Raw genomic sequence first — 17,503 nt, 5'->3', positions numbered from 1 at the left:
ACAGGCCTCTAAAATCGTGTGTGCATCGAATTTATAGGAGGGTGCGACTATGGAAAAACAAGAAAAGAATAAAATTTCTGTGGAAATATATGGTCATACATATAAAATGGTCGGCTCAGAATCCATTGGCCATATGCGACTTGTTGCTTCGATTGTTGATGACCGGATGCGCGAGATGAGCGTACATAATCCCTCACTTGATAGCACAAAACTTGCTGTTCTGACAGCAGTAAATACAGTACATGATTATTTACTGTTAAAAGAACGAATGGAGCAATTAGAAGAAGAATTGAAAAAATTAAAGGGTTGAAGAGAATGTTAGATTTAATCATATTAGTGGTACTGTTAGCTGGAATTGGCGTCGGTGCAAAACGAGGTTTCATTGTACAAATGATGCATATTGTCAGCTTTGTAGTAGCTCTAATTGTTGCGTATATTTATTATAAGCCATTAGCACAAAAATTTGTATTTTGGGTTCCGTATCCGGGTGTCACTGATACAGGCAGCCTTGGCGTTGTTATTGATAGTCTAGATTTAGACCGCACCTTTTATCGGGTGATTGCCTTTGCTGTTATTTTCTTTGCAGTAAAAATAACGTTGCAAATCGTGGCATCGATATTTGACTTTATTGCGTATTTACCTGTGCTAAATACAGTAAATCGTTGGCTTGGGGCGCTACTTGGCATGATTGAAAACTATTTAATTATGTTTATTTTGCTATACGTGTGCGCCTTATTACCAGTAGATGTCATTCAAAATTTAATGTCGAAGTCATTGTTAAGTGGTCTCATGTTGGAGCATACGCCGATTATTACAAAGATGTTCCAAAACTGGTGGTATATTTATATGCAATAGTAACTATGCACTTCTCTCTGTCTTGAGGGAAGTGTTTTTACGATAGGAGGAATTACCAATGAATAAAAAAACAATTATTCGCACGCTCGAAAAAATTGCTTTATATATGGAATTACAGGGAGAAAATCCATTCAAGGTATCGGCCTTTCGAAAAGCTGCGGCAGCACTTGAGGGGGACGAGCGTTCATTAAGCGAAATGGATGATGTAACAAAACTCAAAGGTATTGGCAAGGGTACTGCGGCTGTTATAGAGGACTTAATGGCAACAGGTGAATCGAGCTTGTTAAAGGAGTTAGAAGAAATTGTACCTAAAGGGTTACTGCCATTGTTAAAATTGCCTGGCTTGGGAGGAAAAAAAATTGCGAAACTTCACCAAGAGTTAGGCATTGACTCAGCAGAAAGCTTGAAGGCAGCATGTGAAGCAGGGAAAGTACGTGAATTAGCAGGATTTGCAGTAAAAACTGAGGAAAAAATTTTAAAGGAACTAGCCAATTTAGCAAATCGTTCAGAACGTCTACCAATTTGGCAGCTAGAGCCTGTGGTTTTACAAATTGAGGCGCTTCTAGGTAGTATGAAGGAAGTAGAACGTTTTTCAGTGGCTGGCAGCTTCCGTCGAGCGCTAGAAACAAGTAAAGATATTGATTTTATTGTCGTGACAGAAGAAGTTGAGCAAGTACGCGAAAAGTTGTTAAAGGGCTTGGCCATTCAAGAAGTAGTGGCAGCAGGAGATACTAAAATTTCAGTGATTTTAGAATTAGAGGAGCCAGTTAGCGTTGATTTCCGATTAATGAAGGACAATGAATATGCAACTGCCCTGCATCATTTTACAGGTTCCAAAGATCATAATGTCCGTATGCGACAACTTGCCAAAGCACGTGGTGAAAAAATAAGTGAATATGGTGTGGAACAGGAAGATGGTACTGTTTTGACGTTCCAAGAAGAGGCAGCATTTTTCGCTCACTTTGATCTACCTTGGATTCCACCAAGCTTACGGATAGGAACAGTGGAATTTGACAAAACAAACACGATTCAAAACTTAGTTCGACTAGAAGATATTAAGGCTGATTTGCATATGCATACGACATGGTCGGATGGTGCATACTCTGTTGCAGAAATGGGCGAGGCGTTACTAGCACGAGGCTACCAGTATAGTGTTATTACAGACCATTCACAATTCTTAAAAGTTGCAAATGGTTTAACGCCAGAGCGTTTAGAAAAGCAGCGTGTAGAAATTGAAGCGTTTAATGCGGCACATCCAGAATTTCATTTGTTTAAAGGGACAGAGATGGATATTTTACCAGACGGCTCCCTTGATTTCGAAGATCAGGTGCTAAAAGAGCTAGATTTTGTTATTGCTTCAATTCATTCTAGCTTTACACAATCACAGGATAAAATTATGGCACGTTTACTAACAGCTATGCAAAATCCCTATGTCCATATGATTGCCCATCCAACTGGTCGAATTATTGAAGACCGTGATGGCTATAATCCAGATATGAAACAGTTAATTGCCTGGGCGAAGGAATATGGTAAAATTTTAGAGTTAAATGCAAATCCGTATCGTCTCGATTTATGTGTAGAACATTTAGAAATGGCTTTTGCTGCAGGTGTGCCAGTAGCTATCAACACAGATGCTCATGATATTGCACATTTACGTTTTATGGATATTGGGGTTCGCTATGCAAATAGAGCATGGTTACCGAAAGATATGATTGTGAATACATGGACGCGTGAACAGTTTGAAGCGTTCATACGACGAAATAAATAGGTTGAGGAGGTGTTCTCAGTGATTGCAGAACGCGCATTGAAAACACTAGAATACGATAAAGTTAGGCAACAAGTGGCTTCCTATTGTACTTCTTCCATTGGTAAATCTGCCATTGAGGAGCTTGTGCCACAAACAGATTTTGATAAAGTAGTACAATTATTAGAGGAAATGGATGAGGGATTATCCATATTGCGTGTTAAGGGCAATGTGCCAATGGGAGGGATTTTTGATGTCCGCCCATCTGCCAGACGTGCTCAAATAGGAGGCATGCTAGCAGCAGTAGAACTAATGGAAATTTCGAGCACGATTCGAGCAAGCAGAATTCTACGCAATTTTATTGAAGATATAGAGGCCGATGAAGTAATTGAAATTCCCCATTTCATCTCCAAAAAGGAAGCGATGCCTGTCTTAACAGGATTACAACATGAAATCAATAACTGTATTGATGATAATGGAGCTGTCTTAGATTCTGCTAGTCAAACATTGCGCTCTATTCGCCAATCTTTGCGTGCTGAAGAGGGGAAAGTCCGTTCTAAGCTGGAAAGTCTAATTCGTGGAAGTAATGCTGCGAAAATGCTTTCTGATGCACTTGTGACAATTCGTAATGACCGCTTTGTCATTCCCGTAAAGCAAGAATATCGTCACCATTATGGTGGGATTGTCCATGATCAATCTTCTTCTGGTCAAACCTTATTTATCGAGCCAGATTCTGTCGTCCAAGCGAATAATGAAATTCATCGCTTGAAAATGAAAGAGCAGGCGGAGATTGAGCGTATTTTATTAGCTTTAAGTGCAATGGTGCAAGAAGTAGCATCAGATTTATTTAACTTAGTGAAGGTTTTAGGCGATATCGATGTCATTTTAGCAAAGGGCAAATATGGACAAGCGAATAAATGTACAATGCCTAAAATGAATCAGGATGGCTATATCCGACTAGTACGTGCACGTCATCCACTGCTACCAATGGATTCAGCTATTCCGAATGATATTGAATTTGGCAAAGAGATAACAGCCATTGTCATTACAGGTCCTAACACAGGTGGTAAAACCGTAACATTAAAAACGGTTGGCCTGTGTACATTAATGGCGCAAGCTGGATTACCAGTGCCGGCATTAGATGGCTCAGAGCTTGCAGTATTTGAGCAATTGTTTGCTGATATTGGTGATGAGCAATCAATTGAGCAGTCACTTTCTACGTTCTCATCTCATATGGTCAATATTGTAGACATCCTACAAAAATTTGATCATGAATCACTTGTTCTTTTTGATGAGTTGGGCGCAGGTACTGATCCACAGGAAGGGGCAGCCTTAGCTATCTCAATCTTAGATGAAGTACATGGACGAGGTGCTCGTGTAATGGCGACAACTCACTATCCTGAACTTAAAGCATATGGCTATAATCGTCCAGGTGTTGCTAATGCCAGTGTCGAGTTTGATATTGAAACTTTGAGCCCAACCTACCGTCTACTTATCGGAGTACCTGGGCGCTCTAATGCATTCGAAATCTCCAGTCGTCTTGGTTTACCTGAATCCATTATTGATCGTGCAAAAGGCTTTACTGGGACAGACCGACATGAGGTTGAATCCATGATAGCCTCATTGGAAGAAACACGTCGCCAATCCGAAGATGATGCAGAACGTTCGCATGCATTACTGTTAGAATCGGAGACATTACGTCAAGAGCTTCAAGATAAAGTGCAAGCCTACGAGGAGCGGAAAGAGGCGCTTGATAAGAAAGCGAAGGAAAAAGCACGTAAAATTGTTGATGAAGCGAAACGAGAAGCGGAAGCGATTATTGCAGAGCTTCGAGAAATGCGTAAAAATGCTAATCAAGTTGTCAAGGAGCATGAATTGATTGAAGCACGTAAACGCTTGGAAGAAGCAACACCACTTGAAGACAATAAAGTGCTGAAAAAAGCGGCACAAGTCAAAGCCCGCGCACAAAACTTAGTTGTCGGAGACGAGGTAAAGGTGTTAAGCTATGGTCAACGGGGTACTTTGTTAGAAAAGGTGTCGAATACAGAATGGGTTGTCCAAATGGGGATTTTAAAAATGAAAATCTCGGATAGTGATTTGGAGTATATTAAACCTGAAAAAGAGCCTATATTACGGACAGCTGGTGTGAAAAACCGAAATAGTCATGTGAAATTAGAATTAGATTTACGTGGTGAACGCTATGAGGATGCAATATTAAGAACAGAGAAATATATTGATGATGCGTTACTCTCTAATTATGGTCGTGTATCCATTATTCATGGCGTTGGTACAGGGGCGTTACGTCAAGGTATTCAAAGCTATTTGAAAAAGCATAAGCGCGTAAAATCCTTCCGTTTTGGTGAAGCCGGTGAAGGGGGCTTAGGCGTCACAGTTGTTGAATTGAAATAAGCTATAAAGGGGACGGAGAAAAATGCTGAATTCTGGCTTTTGGCGATATCCAATTATCGAAACGGCAGGATATTTTAGTGTTGTAGTATTATGTTTAGTCGTCTCGATGGCATTGTTCGAAGTCGTTACGAAATATAAAAATTGGGAAGAAATTAAAAAAGGTAATGTCGCTGTGGCTCTTGCAACAGGTGGGAAAATACTCGGAATTTGTAATATCTTTCGTTTTTCCATTGCTCGTCATAGCACATTAAGTGAAATGATCGGCTGGGGCCTTTTTGGCTTTACATTATTGATTGTAGCCTATTTTTTATTTGAATTTATGACACCTCGTTTTAACGTTGATCAAGAGATTGCCAATGATAATCGCTCAGTTGGTTTCATTTCCTTTACCATTTCAGTCGGTCTTTCGTTTGTAATTGGGGCAAGTATTGCATAGGAGTGTCATGACATGGAAAAATTAGCAAAAGTACTAATCGTTGTCTGTATTGCATTTTTGGCAGTAGGTGTCTATTATATGTTAACGGTTTAAACAAAAAACGTATTCTCTTTGTGAGGATGCGTTTTTTTGTTTACTTAAGCTGCGTGAATTTCTACTAAAACCTATTAATTTTCTCCCATATCATTCTACTGAAGGGTAGAAAAAATATTTTTATAATATAGAAATAAGCTAACATTTTTGTATGGAAGTTACTTAAGAATGAATGAGTATTCATAAGGTCTGCCCAAACAAATCCCGATAAATACCAATCATATTAATGTTGTGAATTGCATAATAATTAATCGAAAATGCATTTATTTTCTATTTTCTGTTTGAAACTGTATTTCTTTTTCATTATAATAAATATAAGAATTGACAAAGTTTGGGACAAAGGGGAGAGGACGTATGACAGCAAAACCATGGCTAGCAAATTATCCTGAAGAAGTACCATCGTCTTTAACGTTTGAGGAAATTCCAGTGCAAGAGTTTTTGACACGTGCTTATAAAAAGAATCCATCCAAAGTAGCGATTCATTTTATGGGAAAGGATTTGACGTACACCGAGCTATATGAGTCAGCTTTAAGGTTCGCAAACTATTTACAAACACTAGGTGTGGAAAAAGGAGATCGAGTAGCGATTATGCTGCCTAACACGCCACAAAGTGTAATCGCTTACTATGGTGCCATGTATGCAGGTGCTGTTGTAGTACAAACAAATCCACTTTATACTGAACGAGAGCTTCAATACCAAATGGCTGATTCAGGAGCAAAGGTTATTCTCGTAATGGATATTTTATATCCAAGAGTCATGAAAATTATGAAAGAGACGTCACTTGAAAATGTCATTGTAACAGCTATTAAGGACTATTTACCATTCCCGAAAAATTTAGTCTATCCATTTATTCAAAAGAAGCAGTATGGCTTTAGTGTCAAGGTTGAACATAGCGGTCAAAATCACCTATTTTCAGAAATAATGCGCTCTGCACCGATTAAGGTGATTGACAATATTCCATTTGATTTTGAAGAGGACCTAGCATTGCTTCAATATACGGGTGGAACAACAGGCTTCCCAAAAGGGGTTATGTTGACCCATAAAAATTTGATTGCCAATACGACAATGTGTGATGCATGGATGTATAGATGTGTGCATGGTGAAGAAACCATTATGGGCATTCTGCCATTCTTCCACGTCTATGGTATGACAACTGTTATGCTTTTATCTGTATTCACTCAAAATAGAATGGTGCTTTTACCGAAGTTTGATGCAGAAACGGCATTAAAAACGATTGATAAACAAAAACCAACACTGTTCCCCGGTGCACCAACCTTATACATCGGCCTTTTAAATCACCCAGACATTGCGAATTATGATTTATCATCCATTAAGGCATGCCTCAGTGGTTCTGCTTCATTGCCGATTGAAGTGCAAGAGAAGTTTGAAGCCGTTACTGGCGGGAAGCTAGTAGAAGGGTATGGGTTAACTGAAACCTCACCTGTAACACATGCTACGCCAATTTGGGGTAAGCGGGTGATTGGCTCGATTGGTTTACCTTGGCCAAATACAGAAGCAGTTATTTTACGTACAGGGGATACGGAAGTGCTACCCATTGGTGAGGTGGGTGAAATCGCTGTTAAAGGACCACAAGTGATGAAAGGCTACTGGAACCGTCCAGAGGATACAGCAACGACATTTGCCGACGGTTGGTTTTTAACAGGTGATCTTGGTTATATGGATGAGCAAGGCTTCTTCTATGTAGTAGATCGTAAAAAGGATTTAATCATAGCAGGCGGCTTTAATATTTATCCTCGTGAAGTGGAAGAAGTGTTGTATGAACGTGAAGAGATTCAGGAGTGCGTAGTGGCAGGCATACCTGATCCATATCGTGGTGAAACAGTAAAAGCTTATATTGTTTTAAAAGAAGGATATTCGATTACTGAGGACGAATTAAATAAATATTGCCGTCAGCATCTAGCGGCTTTTAAAGTTCCGCGTTATTATGAATTTAGAGAAGAGCTGCCAAAAACAGCTGTAGGGAAAATTTTGCGTCGTACTTTAGTTGAAGAAGAAAAAACAAAATTAGCGAATAAAGAAGCGAAATAAATACGTGTGAAAGTATTGACAAGCAATGCCGTAAAATATAATATGAAAATATGAATGAATGACCATTCATATTTTCATATTTTTTTAGGTTCACACGTCATATCAATCATATAGACGTGCGCATGTTTTTTAGGTGGTGATATATAAGTGAAACGAGATAAGCCAAAATATAAACAAATTATTGATGCAGCTGTCATCGTTATTGCGGAAAATGGGTATCACCAAGCGCAAGTATCGAAAATCGCCAAACAGGCAGGGGTGGCCGATGGAACAATCTATTTATATTTTAAAAATAAAGAAGATATATTAATTTCTGTCTTTAATGAAAAAATGGCTGTTTTTGTAGAGTCATTACAAGATATAATAGAAAATGGGAGTACGTCTAAAGACAAACTTTCACGAATGATTGAAAATCATTTTAATGTTCTAGCGACAGATCGATACCTAGCAACTGTCACACAATTAGAGCTTCGCCAGTCAAACAAAGACTTACGATTAAAAATTAATTCGGTATTGCGTGAGTATTTACAGCTACTCGATCAAATTTTAATCGAGGGTATGCTTACAGGTGAGTTCAATCAGACGATGGATGTACGCTTGGCACGACAAATGGTTTTTGGAACAATTGATGAAACTATTACGTCGTGGGTTATGAATGACTATCGATATGATTTGATGGGACAGGTTCCAAAGGTTCAGGCATTAATCCTGAACGGCATTAAAGCTTAAAAGGATGTGGAGAAATGGAATTTCTAAGTTGGAAAGTAGAAGATGGAGTAGCGATTATTACAATTGCACGTCCACCAGCAAATGCATTATCTCGCGGTATTATTGCAGAAGTTAACGCTGTGCTAGATGCTGTAGAACACGATGATGCTGTAAGAGTCCTTGTACTTCATGGTGAAGGCCGTTTCTTCTCTGCAGGGGCAGATATTAAAGAATTTATTGGGGTAGAATCTGGAGAGGAATTTACAAAGCTAGCTAGCAACGGGCAGCAGGTTTTTGAGCGTGTTGAATCATTTTCTAAGCCTGTAATTGCAGCCATCCATGGTGCGGCATTAGGCGGAGGGCTTGAGTTAGCAATGAGCTGTCATATGCGATTTGTCACTGAATCTGCGAAACTAGGTTTACCTGAATTACAATTAGGCCTTATTCCTGGTTTTGGCGGTACACAGCGCTTACCACGCTATGTTGGTGTAGCAAAGGCTGCTGAAATGATGTTTACAAGTGAACCGATCTCTGGTACCGAAGCTGTTCAGTGGGGCTTAGCGAACCGTTCATTCTCAGACGAAACACTGCTAGAAGAAACGTTAAAAATTGCAAAGAGCACTGCTAAGAAAAGCCCAATCGCTTTAAAAGCGGCTATTCAAACATTGCAATATGCAAAGCATGCATCATTCTATGAAGGCATTGAAGCAGAGGCGAAATCCTTTGGGACAGTATTTGTTACAGAAGATGCCAAAGAGGGAATTCAAGCATTCATTGAAAAGCGTGAGCCTGTGTTTACTGGCAAATAGTTTTCCAAATGTCGATAGCAACGTTAAGTATGTTATCGGCGTTATCGAAACTGAAAATATATAATATTTATAAGTTTACTTAGAATTATAAAACGTTCCAGGAGGTATGGATATATGAACATTTTTGCATTAATTAAACGTACGTTTGATACAGAAGAAAAAATCGTTGTGTCGGGTGGCAAAATCCAAGAGGACGGCGCAGAATTCATTATCAACCCTTACGATGAATATGCCATTGAAGAGGCAATCCAAGTTCGCGATGCTGCTGGTGGTAAAGTAACAGTAGTGACAATTGGTGGCGAGGATGCAGAGAAGCAATTACGTACAGCACTTGCTATGGGTGCTGACGAAGCAGTGCTTATTAACACAGAAGATGATTTAGATGAACTAGACCAAAATGCAGCAGCTTATCTATTAGCTGAATACTTAAAAGATAAAGATGCAGATTTAATTTTAACAGGAAATGTTGCGATTGATGGTGGTTCAGGGCAAGTTGGTCCACGTGTTGCTGATTTATTGGATATGAATTATGTAACAACGATTACGAAACTTGAAATTGACGGAACATCTGCGAAAATTGTTCGCGATATCGAAGGAGATTCAGAGGTAATTGAAACTTCTTTACCGTTATTAGTAACAGCTCAGCAAGGTTTAAATGAGCCACGTTACCCATCTCTACCAGGTATTATGAAAGCGAAAAAGAAACCGCTTGCAGAGCTTGAGTTAGATGATTTAGATATCGATGAAGATGATGTAGAAGTGAAGATCGAAACAGTAGACATCTTCTTACCAGCTCAAAAAGCAGCAGGCCGTATTTTAGAAGGCGACCTTTCTGCACAAGCAAAAGAACTGGTAAATCTACTTCACACAGAAGCAAAAGTAGTTTAATTATTTGATGTCAATCGAATCTTAAAGGGTAACGGAGGGAATATGCTATGTCAAAAAAAGTATTAGTATTAAGTGAAGTTCGTGAAGGAAGCTTACGTAATGTTTCTTTCGAAGCAATTGCAGCTGCAAAACAAATCGCTGATGGTGGCGAAGTTGTTGGGGTACTTTTAGGGGATGCTGTAGCAAGTTTAACAGGTCCATTATTTGAATATGGTGCTGATCGTGTAGTAACAGTGGAACACCCACATTTAAAACAATATACATCTGATGGCTATAGTCAAGCACTATTAGCTGTTATCGAGCAAGAACAACCAGCTGGTATTGTCTTCGGTCATACAGCAAATGGGAAAGATTTATCGCCAAAAATTGCAAGCAAATTGCAAGCAGGTCTAGTATCTGATGTCACTGCTATTGAAGGTGCAGGCGATGATGTAGTATTCATCCGACCAATTTACTCTGGTAAAGCTTTTGAAAAAGTGAAAGTGAAAGAAGGCGTTGTTTTAGCTTCTATTCGTCCAAATAACATTACACCTTTAGAAAAAGCAGAAGGTAAAACAGGTGATGTGTCTGCAATCACTGCAGAGATTACAAACCTTCGTACAATTATTAAAGAAGTTGTTCGTAAATCTTCAGAAGGTGTAGATCTTTCAGAGGCGAAAGTAGTTGTTGCTGGTGGTCGTGGCGTGAAGTCAGAAGAAGGCTTCGAGCCATTAAAAGAGCTAGCAGATTTACTAGGCGGTGCAGTTGGCGCATCACGTGGTGCATGTGACGCTGAATACTGTGATTATTCGCTTCAAATCGGACAAACAGGTAAGGTCGTAACACCAGATCTTTATATTGCAGCTGGTATTTCGGGCGCAATTCAACATTTAGCTGGAATGTCCAATTCAAAAGTCATTGTTGCCATTAATAAAGATCCAGAAGCAAATATTTTCAAAGTAGCGGATTACGGTATCGTTGGAGATTTGTTTGAAGTCATTCCGCTTCTAATTGAAGAATTTAAAGCATTAAAAGTGAACGCGTAAAGCAGATGCAGGAAGGGATAACTCTTCCTGCTTTTTTATATGGTTTTCTTTACAAGCAGCACTATTTGAAAATTATTGCAAAATAAAATATTGACATAATTAATGTTAGACATTATAGTGATGGATACAATAATGATTTGAAACGCAAAGATTAGGAGTAGTAAAAGTTCATTATTCGGTAAAGAGAGCTGCGGGTTGGTGCAACGCAGACCAATAAGACTTTGAACTTGCCTAGGAGTGGTAACACAAATAGAATTATCAGATTATTCTATTTGTTTGACGGTTAACCTTCGTTACAAGGTTTTTAAGCTGGGTTCTCAAGAACCAATTAGAGTGGTACCGCGGTTTGCTTATAGCATATCGTCTCTTCTTTCATTTGATGATGAAGGAATAGACGATATGCTTTTTTGATTTTTAGGAGGTAAGAAAGTGGAAAACAACAAGCAACAATTAACAAGAACAATGACCTCGCGTCATATCACGATGATGGCGTTAGGTGGTGCCATTGGTGCGGGATTATTTAAAGGAAGTAGTGCAGCCATTGATATGGCAGGGCCATCTGTGTTGATTGCCTATTTAATAGGTGGCATTATTTTATTATTTGTCATGCAAGGCTTAGCAGAAATGGCCGTTCGTAATAAAGAAGCAAGAACCTTTAGAGATTTAGTGCAATCAGTGTTAGGCAAATACCCTGCGTATTTCCTAGATTGGATCTACTGGAAAATGTGGGTTTTAAATATTGCAGCAGAGTCTGTCGTTGCTGCTATTTTTATTCAATATTGGTTACCAGAATATCCAATTTGGATACTCGCACTATCTGTTTCAGTGTTAGTAACAGCCATTAATTTATTATCCGTAAAAATCTTTGCAGAAACAGAATATTGGCTAGCATTAATCAAAATTACCGTTATTATTGTCTTTATCATTGCAGGACTTATTTTATTGCTTGTTACGTTTGGAAACCATAGTGCTGTTGGTTTTGCTAACTTAACGGAGCATGGTGGTTTTTTCCCTAATGGATCAACGGGATTAATTGCTGCTATGCTTGTAGTTATCTACTCTTATGGTGGTACAGAAATCATCGGGATTACATTAGCTGAAACGAAAAATCCTGAAAAAGTAGTACCGAAAGCTGTTCGCAGTACATTAGTACGTATTGTTACTTTTTATTTACTGCCTTTCTTTATTATCGTAAGCTTGATTCCTTGGAATGAAGTAAATGGGGTTCCTGAAAGCCCATTTGTCATGGTTTTTAAAATGGTTGGTATTCCAGGGGCAGACCATATTATGAACGCTGTTGTTTTACTGGCCATTATTTCATCGATGAATTCAGGACTTTATGGTTCATCACGTGTACTATATACACAGGCTGTAGACGGACGTGTGCCTAAAGTCTTTGCTCATTTATCGAAACGAAAAGTACCGGTATATTCCATTTTAATGTGTACATTAGCGATGTATTTAGGCGTCATTTTATCTTTATATGCTGGAAGCAAAACCTTTGATTTCTTAATGGGATCACTTGGTTATACTGTGCTATTTATTTGGTTAATTATTGCGATTGCTCATTTAAAATCACGTAAAAAACAAGCAGAGAATACAAGTGCCTATGAAGTAAAATGGTTCCCTTATACCACTTGGATAGCCATACTGGCGTTAAGTGCGATTCTCATTGGCATTATTTTTACCACATCTATTATCGTGACAAGTATTACGTTATCTATCTATCTTTTTATTACGTTAACCTATGTATTGAAAGGTCGTTATCAAGTCAATTAATGGCTGTCATTTAATTTTTCGACACAGTTTTGCATAAAAAATACATTGTAGGCAGATTGTTCGCTCAAGTGAATTTATCCATGCTATACTACAATCATAGTAAGTTTAAGGAGGATTTCAAATGGCAATTGTACATGCAACAGATGCTACGTTCCAGGACGATATTAAAGAAGGGTTAGTACTAGTAGACTTTTGGGCTGCTTGGTGCGGACCATGTAAAATGATTGGGCCAGTTCTTGAAGAAATGGACGCTGCAGGTAGTGCGGCTAAAATTGTAAAAGTTGACGTTGACAATAACCAAGGTACTGCAGCTCAGTATCAAATTATGTCAATCCCGTCTTTACTATTATTTAAAGATGGAGAATTAGTTGACAAAACTGTAGGCTTCCAACCGAAAGAAGCTTTAGAAGCATTTATCGCAAAACATGCGTAATGAATGAAGTTCACAAAGCCGAGCCATCAATAGATGTGTTCGGCTTTTTTTCGTTATATAATAAAGAAAAATAACTAATAGGATTCATTGAGGGGAATTTTTACTTAGGGGGGGCAGGTAGGTAATGAACGATTTAATAAAGCGAAAACTGGATATTTTACCGGATCAGCCTGGCTGCTATTTGATGAAGGATCGACAAGGGACAATCATTTATGTCGGTAAAGCAAAAGTTCTGAAAAACCGTGTACGCTCCTATTTTACTGGAACACATGAAGGAAAAACTCAAAGACTTGTAGGTGAAATAGAAGATTTTGAGTATATCGTGACATCATCTAATATTGAAGCACTTATTTTAGAGCTGAATCTCATCAAGTTACATGATCCAAAATATAATGTCATGTTAACGGATGATAAGACCTATCCATATTTAAAAATTACGAATGAAAAACATCCTCGTCTGATTACGACACGGAAGGTAAAAAAGGATAAGGCTAAATATTTTGGTCCTTATCCGAATGCCTATGCAGCGAGCGAAACGAAAAAACTATTGGATCGACTGTATCCGTTGCGCAAATGTGTACAATTACCCTCCAAGGTTTGCTTGTACTATCACATGGGGCAATGCTTAGCACCTTGTGTTAAGGAAATTGATGGTCAGGTTTATCAAGAGATGATTGAGGATATGACGAAGTTTCTCAATGGTGGTGTGGAGGCAGTCAAAAAAGAGCTTGAAGTTAAAATGCTTGCAGCCGCTGAAAACCTAGAATTTGAACGAGCGAAGGAATTTCGAGATCAAATTGCCCATATTGATACGGTCATGCAGAAACAAAAAATAGTATCAAGTGATACAACAAATCGCGATGTATTTGGCTATGCCGTTGAAAAAGGGTGGATGTGTGTTCAGGTTTTCTTTGTGCGCCAAGGTAAACTGATTGAGCGTGATGTCTCGATTTTCCCGATCTATCAGGATGCAGAGGAAGAATTTTTAACATTTGTTGGGCGCTTTTATGAAAAGCCAGAGCATATTAAGCCAAAAGAAATTTTTATTCCACAAGCCATTGATGCAGCCATCTTAACGGAATTATTAGAGATCAAAGTTCTTACACCAAAAAGAGGACAAAAGAAGGAACTGGTTGAATTAGCAACCAAAAATGCCGAAATTGCTGTGGCAGCTAAATTCCAGCTAATAGAACGTCAGGAAGAACGTACGATTGGTGCTTGTGAGGCACTAGGTGAAGCAATGGGTATTAGTGCACCTTTACGAATTGAGGCTTTTGATAATAGTCATATGCATGGAACGGATGCAGTATCTGCCATGGTTGTTTTCATTGATGGGAAGCCTGCGAAAAAGGAATACCGAAAATATAAAACGCGTTCAGCAGCCAAGCATGATGATTACGGTGCAATGCAGGAGGTTATACGTCGTCGATATATACGTGTTTTAAAGGAAGGTCTACCATTACCAGATTTAGTGTTAATTGATGGTGGTAAGGGGCAAATGGAAGTAGCCCGTGAAGTACTAGAAGATGAGCTTGGTCTTGTCATACCGATTGCTGGTTTAGCCAAGGATGACAAGCATAATACATCTCAGCTATTGTTTGGTGATCCGCCAGAGGTGATTGCCTTAAACCGTACAAGTGATGGCTTTTATTTATTACAACGAATTCAAGACGAAGTCCACCGCTTTGCTATTACCTTCTTGCGTCAACAGCATGAGAAGCATGCCATTCAATCTGTATTAGATCATATTGAAGGGGTAGGACCAAAACGTAAGCAACAGTTGCTTAAATATTTCGGTTCAGTCAAAAAAATTCGAGAGGCGAGCGAGCTAGCATTACAGGAGGCTGGGATGCCCGCTAATTTAGCAAGCCAAATTTTTAGCTATTTTCAGCAAGAATCATTGTCAAAGGAATAGGCATGTGCTATGGTTATAAATAACATTGTTTTCAATGTTATGGAGAGCTAACTGGCGTGACTAGCTTGTTTACGCTAAAGCTTAATGAATTGAATACATTCACTTTAAGGTGATGATAGAGGTGCAAGATTCAAGAGTAACACAATGGAGGATGGACAAGTCCAGAGATATTGTGTGAAAGGGGAGCTTGCCGAAGTACAGCGTTGTTGTTTCCATTGCTGTACTGGTTTTGCATTTAAGAAATGTAAGACTGTCGATTCTAAACGTTTCGGAGAGCTATCACACATGGGCAAGTTACGATTATTGTACATGTTATAGGCAGCTTTCACGTTATGTGGAGGCTGCCTTTTAGTTTTTCTAGAAACTGTTTTGTCTCCTGTAATTAGGTGAAATACATGGACTGGAAGGGAGAACGAAAGAAATGGCTAAAATCGTGATGAAGTTTGGAGGAGCTGCATTAGCTTCTACTGAACAAATCCAACAGGCAGCTCGGAAAGCGATTGCTGAAAAGGACAGAGGATTTGATGTAGTGGTAGTTGTTGCAGCAATGGGACATACTGCCAAAGAAATGAAAATGATGGTACATCAACTAACTGACGATGTTTCAAAACGAGAATTAGATGCAGTTTTGTCTACAGGCTCTCAATTATCTAGTGCTTTATTTGCCATTGCCTTACAGGACGCGGGCTATCAGGCTGTGTCTCTGACTGGATGGCAGGCAGGTATTCATACGGATGGTATGTATCGGCATGCGCGTATCGACTATATTGATGTTAGTCGAATCGAAGAACACTTTGCACAGGGGCAAATTGTAGTCATTGCTGGAGAACAAGGGGTTGACGAAGATCACAATATCACCATGCTTGGGAAAGGTGGAGCTGAAACGGCAGCTGTAGCGCTTGCCATCGCATTGGAAGCGGAGCGAGCTGATATGTATACAAATGTGGACGGTGTTTATACAGCAGATCCATGTTATGTGACACATGCCCAAAAGCTCCAGGAAATTTCCTATGATGAAATGTTGGAATTATCTCATTTAGGATCTCATGTCATACATCCACGTGCGGTGGAGTTAGCAAAGAAATTTCAAATGCCTGTTATCATACGCTCAAGTTTAGTAGAGTCAGTAGGCACTTTATTGAAGGAGGAAGTGGAAATGGAAAAAAACTTAGTTGTTCGTGGCGTGGCCTTTGAATCAGATATTATTCGTTTAACAGTAGGGTATGATGCTTTCTCTAATGCTTCATTAGCAGATATATTTACTATTCTTGCTGAGAACCGCATTAATGTAGATATTATTGTTCAAGCCATTATTGATGGGCTGAAACCAACTGTTTCGTTTTCTATTTTAAAAGAGGAATTTGCAGAAGCATTACGTGTTCTAGAAGATAGTAAATTATCACTCGGATTTAGTTTTGCAGACTTCGAAATAGGGTTGGCGAAAGTTTCCATTATTGGTTCAGGGATGGCCTCTAATCCAGGTGTTGCTGCTCGTATGTTTGATCGGTTACGTCGTGAAAATATCCCTGTAAAAATGGTAAGTACTTCTGAAATAAAAGTTTCTGTTGTTGTACCACAGGATGATATGATCCAAGCAGCTAATGCACTGCATGATGAGTTTAATTTAGAGCAAGCACTTTACATATAATAATAGAAGAAACAGCATTTTATGTAATTGTCCAAAATTAAAGGAAGAAAAAAGAAGGATTGTCATCCCGTTAGGGGGAGACAATCCTTTTTATTACTCTGAGGGAATGGTATTCATAATACGTTCTTTGACGTCCCATTTGACTGTAAACATGACGTATTGTTGCTTTTCTCGCTTTTCATTATAGCATTCTGTAAGATAGCCTTTAGCTAGTTGAATTTGCTCTGCTATAAATCCTGCTTCAAGTTTAAAGCTACGTTGTTTAATTTGCAGAATTTCAGGGTCGTTTGTCAACTGGAAAATGCGTCCATCCTTTGATTCCTTCATAAGCTCTAATGTACCCCAGCAGGCATCTGCGAAAAATGCGATAAGTTCATCTTGACTTTTACATGGGAACTTGCGAGCAAGCTCTTTACCTGCCCAATAAAGGACATCATCTTCATGTTTACCGAGTATAGAAGATAGAATATGATCACGAATGATCTCATAGCCAAATGATGAGATTGTAGGAGATGGAGTGTTTAACATTGTTATCCTTCTTTCTTAGAATTTTCTTAAAATTTAACGGTAATAAAGTAATGATAGATTTTTCGAGAAAAAACGACGCATCATGTACTAGATTAGTTCTTTAATAAGCTCTATGAAAAACTCCGAGTTGCCTTGACGCTCGTAGCTCTTGAGAGTACAATAAACATGTCATAATATTGTACCA

15 protein-coding genes, 1 riboswitch and 1 other annotated feature are annotated in these 17,503 nt (G+C 38.8%); of the genes, 14 read left to right on the top strand and 1 reads right to left on the bottom strand.

The genetic code is table 11. From position 1 onward, the window contains the following. The first annotated feature begins 49 nt into the window (after positions 1–49). The 14 genes from zapA to MHB65_RS17295 all read left to right on the top strand — a co-directional run bounded on the left by zapA (position 50) and on the right by MHB65_RS17295 (position 16,791). Entirely contained in the window at positions 50–310 is a 261-nt protein-coding gene (gene zapA, locus MHB65_RS17360) for a cell division protein ZapA (RefSeq protein ID WP_036128254.1), read from the top strand. 5 nt (positions 311–315) lie between these two features. Continuing rightward, positions 316–855, top strand: coding sequence for a CvpA family protein (locus tag MHB65_RS17355; protein WP_205444863.1), 540 nt, complete (start codon positions 316–318; stop codon positions 853–855). Between the two features lie 58 nt (positions 856–913). After that, entirely contained in the window at positions 914–2,623 is a 1,710-nt protein-coding gene (polX, locus tag MHB65_RS17350) for a DNA polymerase/3'-5' exonuclease PolX (RefSeq protein ID WP_342441168.1), read from the top strand. 18 nt (positions 2,624–2,641) lie between these two features. Then, positions 2,642–5,008: an endonuclease MutS2 gene (locus MHB65_RS17345; RefSeq protein ID WP_342441167.1), complete on the top strand. Its 2,367-nt coding sequence runs from the start codon at positions 2,642–2,644 to the stop codon at positions 5,006–5,008. A 22-nt stretch (positions 5,009–5,030) separates the two neighbouring features. Next, the gene (locus tag MHB65_RS17340) at positions 5,031–5,444 is read left to right on the top strand and encodes a DUF350 domain-containing protein (protein ID WP_008179180.1); all 414 of its coding nucleotides are present in this window, start codon (positions 5,031–5,033) and stop codon (positions 5,442–5,444) included. A gap of 447 nt (positions 5,445–5,891) precedes the next feature. Then, on the top strand, positions 5,892–7,586 hold the full coding sequence (locus MHB65_RS17335) for an AMP-binding protein (RefSeq protein WP_342441166.1): 1,695 nt from the start codon (positions 5,892–5,894) through the stop codon (positions 7,584–7,586). Between the two features lie 147 nt (positions 7,587–7,733). Further along, positions 7,734–8,315: a TetR/AcrR family transcriptional regulator gene (locus tag MHB65_RS17330; RefSeq protein ID WP_342441165.1), complete on the top strand. Its 582-nt coding sequence runs from the start codon at positions 7,734–7,736 to the stop codon at positions 8,313–8,315. Between the two features lie 14 nt (positions 8,316–8,329). Further along, the gene (locus MHB65_RS17325) at positions 8,330–9,103 is read left to right on the top strand and encodes an enoyl-CoA hydratase (RefSeq protein WP_342441164.1); all 774 of its coding nucleotides are present in this window, start codon (positions 8,330–8,332) and stop codon (positions 9,101–9,103) included. Positions 9,104–9,217: 114 nt separating this feature from the next. Continuing rightward, positions 9,218–9,991, top strand: coding sequence for an electron transfer flavoprotein subunit beta/FixA family protein (locus MHB65_RS17320; protein ID WP_131521384.1), 774 nt, complete (start codon positions 9,218–9,220; stop codon positions 9,989–9,991). Positions 9,992–10,038: 47 nt separating this feature from the next. After that, the gene (locus MHB65_RS17315) at positions 10,039–11,016 is read left to right on the top strand and encodes an electron transfer flavoprotein subunit alpha/FixB family protein (RefSeq protein ID WP_342441163.1); all 978 of its coding nucleotides are present in this window, start codon (positions 10,039–10,041) and stop codon (positions 11,014–11,016) included. 138 nt (positions 11,017–11,154) lie between these two features. Then, positions 11,155–11,387 (top strand) — a binding site (T-box leader). Positions 11,388–11,445: 58 nt separating this feature from the next. Then, positions 11,446–12,795, top strand: a complete 1,350-nt coding sequence (locus MHB65_RS17310) for an amino acid permease (RefSeq protein WP_342441162.1) — start codon at positions 11,446–11,448, stop codon at positions 12,793–12,795. Positions 12,796–12,916: 121 nt separating this feature from the next. Further along, the gene (trxA, locus tag MHB65_RS17305; RefSeq protein ID WP_004226420.1) at positions 12,917–13,228 is read left to right on the top strand and encodes a thioredoxin; all 312 of its coding nucleotides are present in this window, start codon (positions 12,917–12,919) and stop codon (positions 13,226–13,228) included. 124 nt (positions 13,229–13,352) lie between these two features. Further along, positions 13,353–15,143: an excinuclease ABC subunit UvrC gene (uvrC, locus tag MHB65_RS17300; RefSeq protein WP_342441161.1), complete on the top strand. Its 1,791-nt coding sequence runs from the start codon at positions 13,353–13,355 to the stop codon at positions 15,141–15,143. Between the two features lie 108 nt (positions 15,144–15,251). After that, a riboswitch (Lysine riboswitch) is annotated at positions 15,252–15,430 on the top strand. A gap of 134 nt (positions 15,431–15,564) precedes the next feature. Continuing rightward, entirely contained in the window at positions 15,565–16,791 is a 1,227-nt protein-coding gene (locus tag MHB65_RS17295) for an aspartate kinase (RefSeq protein ID WP_342441160.1), read from the top strand. 93 nt (positions 16,792–16,884) lie between these two features. Here the strand turns inward: MHB65_RS17295 and MHB65_RS17290 are convergent, their stop codons facing one another. Then, positions 16,885–17,319, bottom strand: coding sequence for a YslB family protein (locus tag MHB65_RS17290; RefSeq protein ID WP_205444847.1), 435 nt, complete (start codon positions 17,317–17,319; stop codon positions 16,885–16,887). Between the last annotated feature and the right edge of the window lie 184 nt (positions 17,320–17,503).

It is taken from the genome of Lysinibacillus sp. FSL K6-0075, assembly GCF_038592945.1.
GTDB lineage: Bacteria > Bacillota > Bacilli > Bacillales_A > Planococcaceae > Lysinibacillus > Lysinibacillus fusiformis_F.
This window is presented reverse-complemented; position numbering and strand designations above follow the sequence as displayed.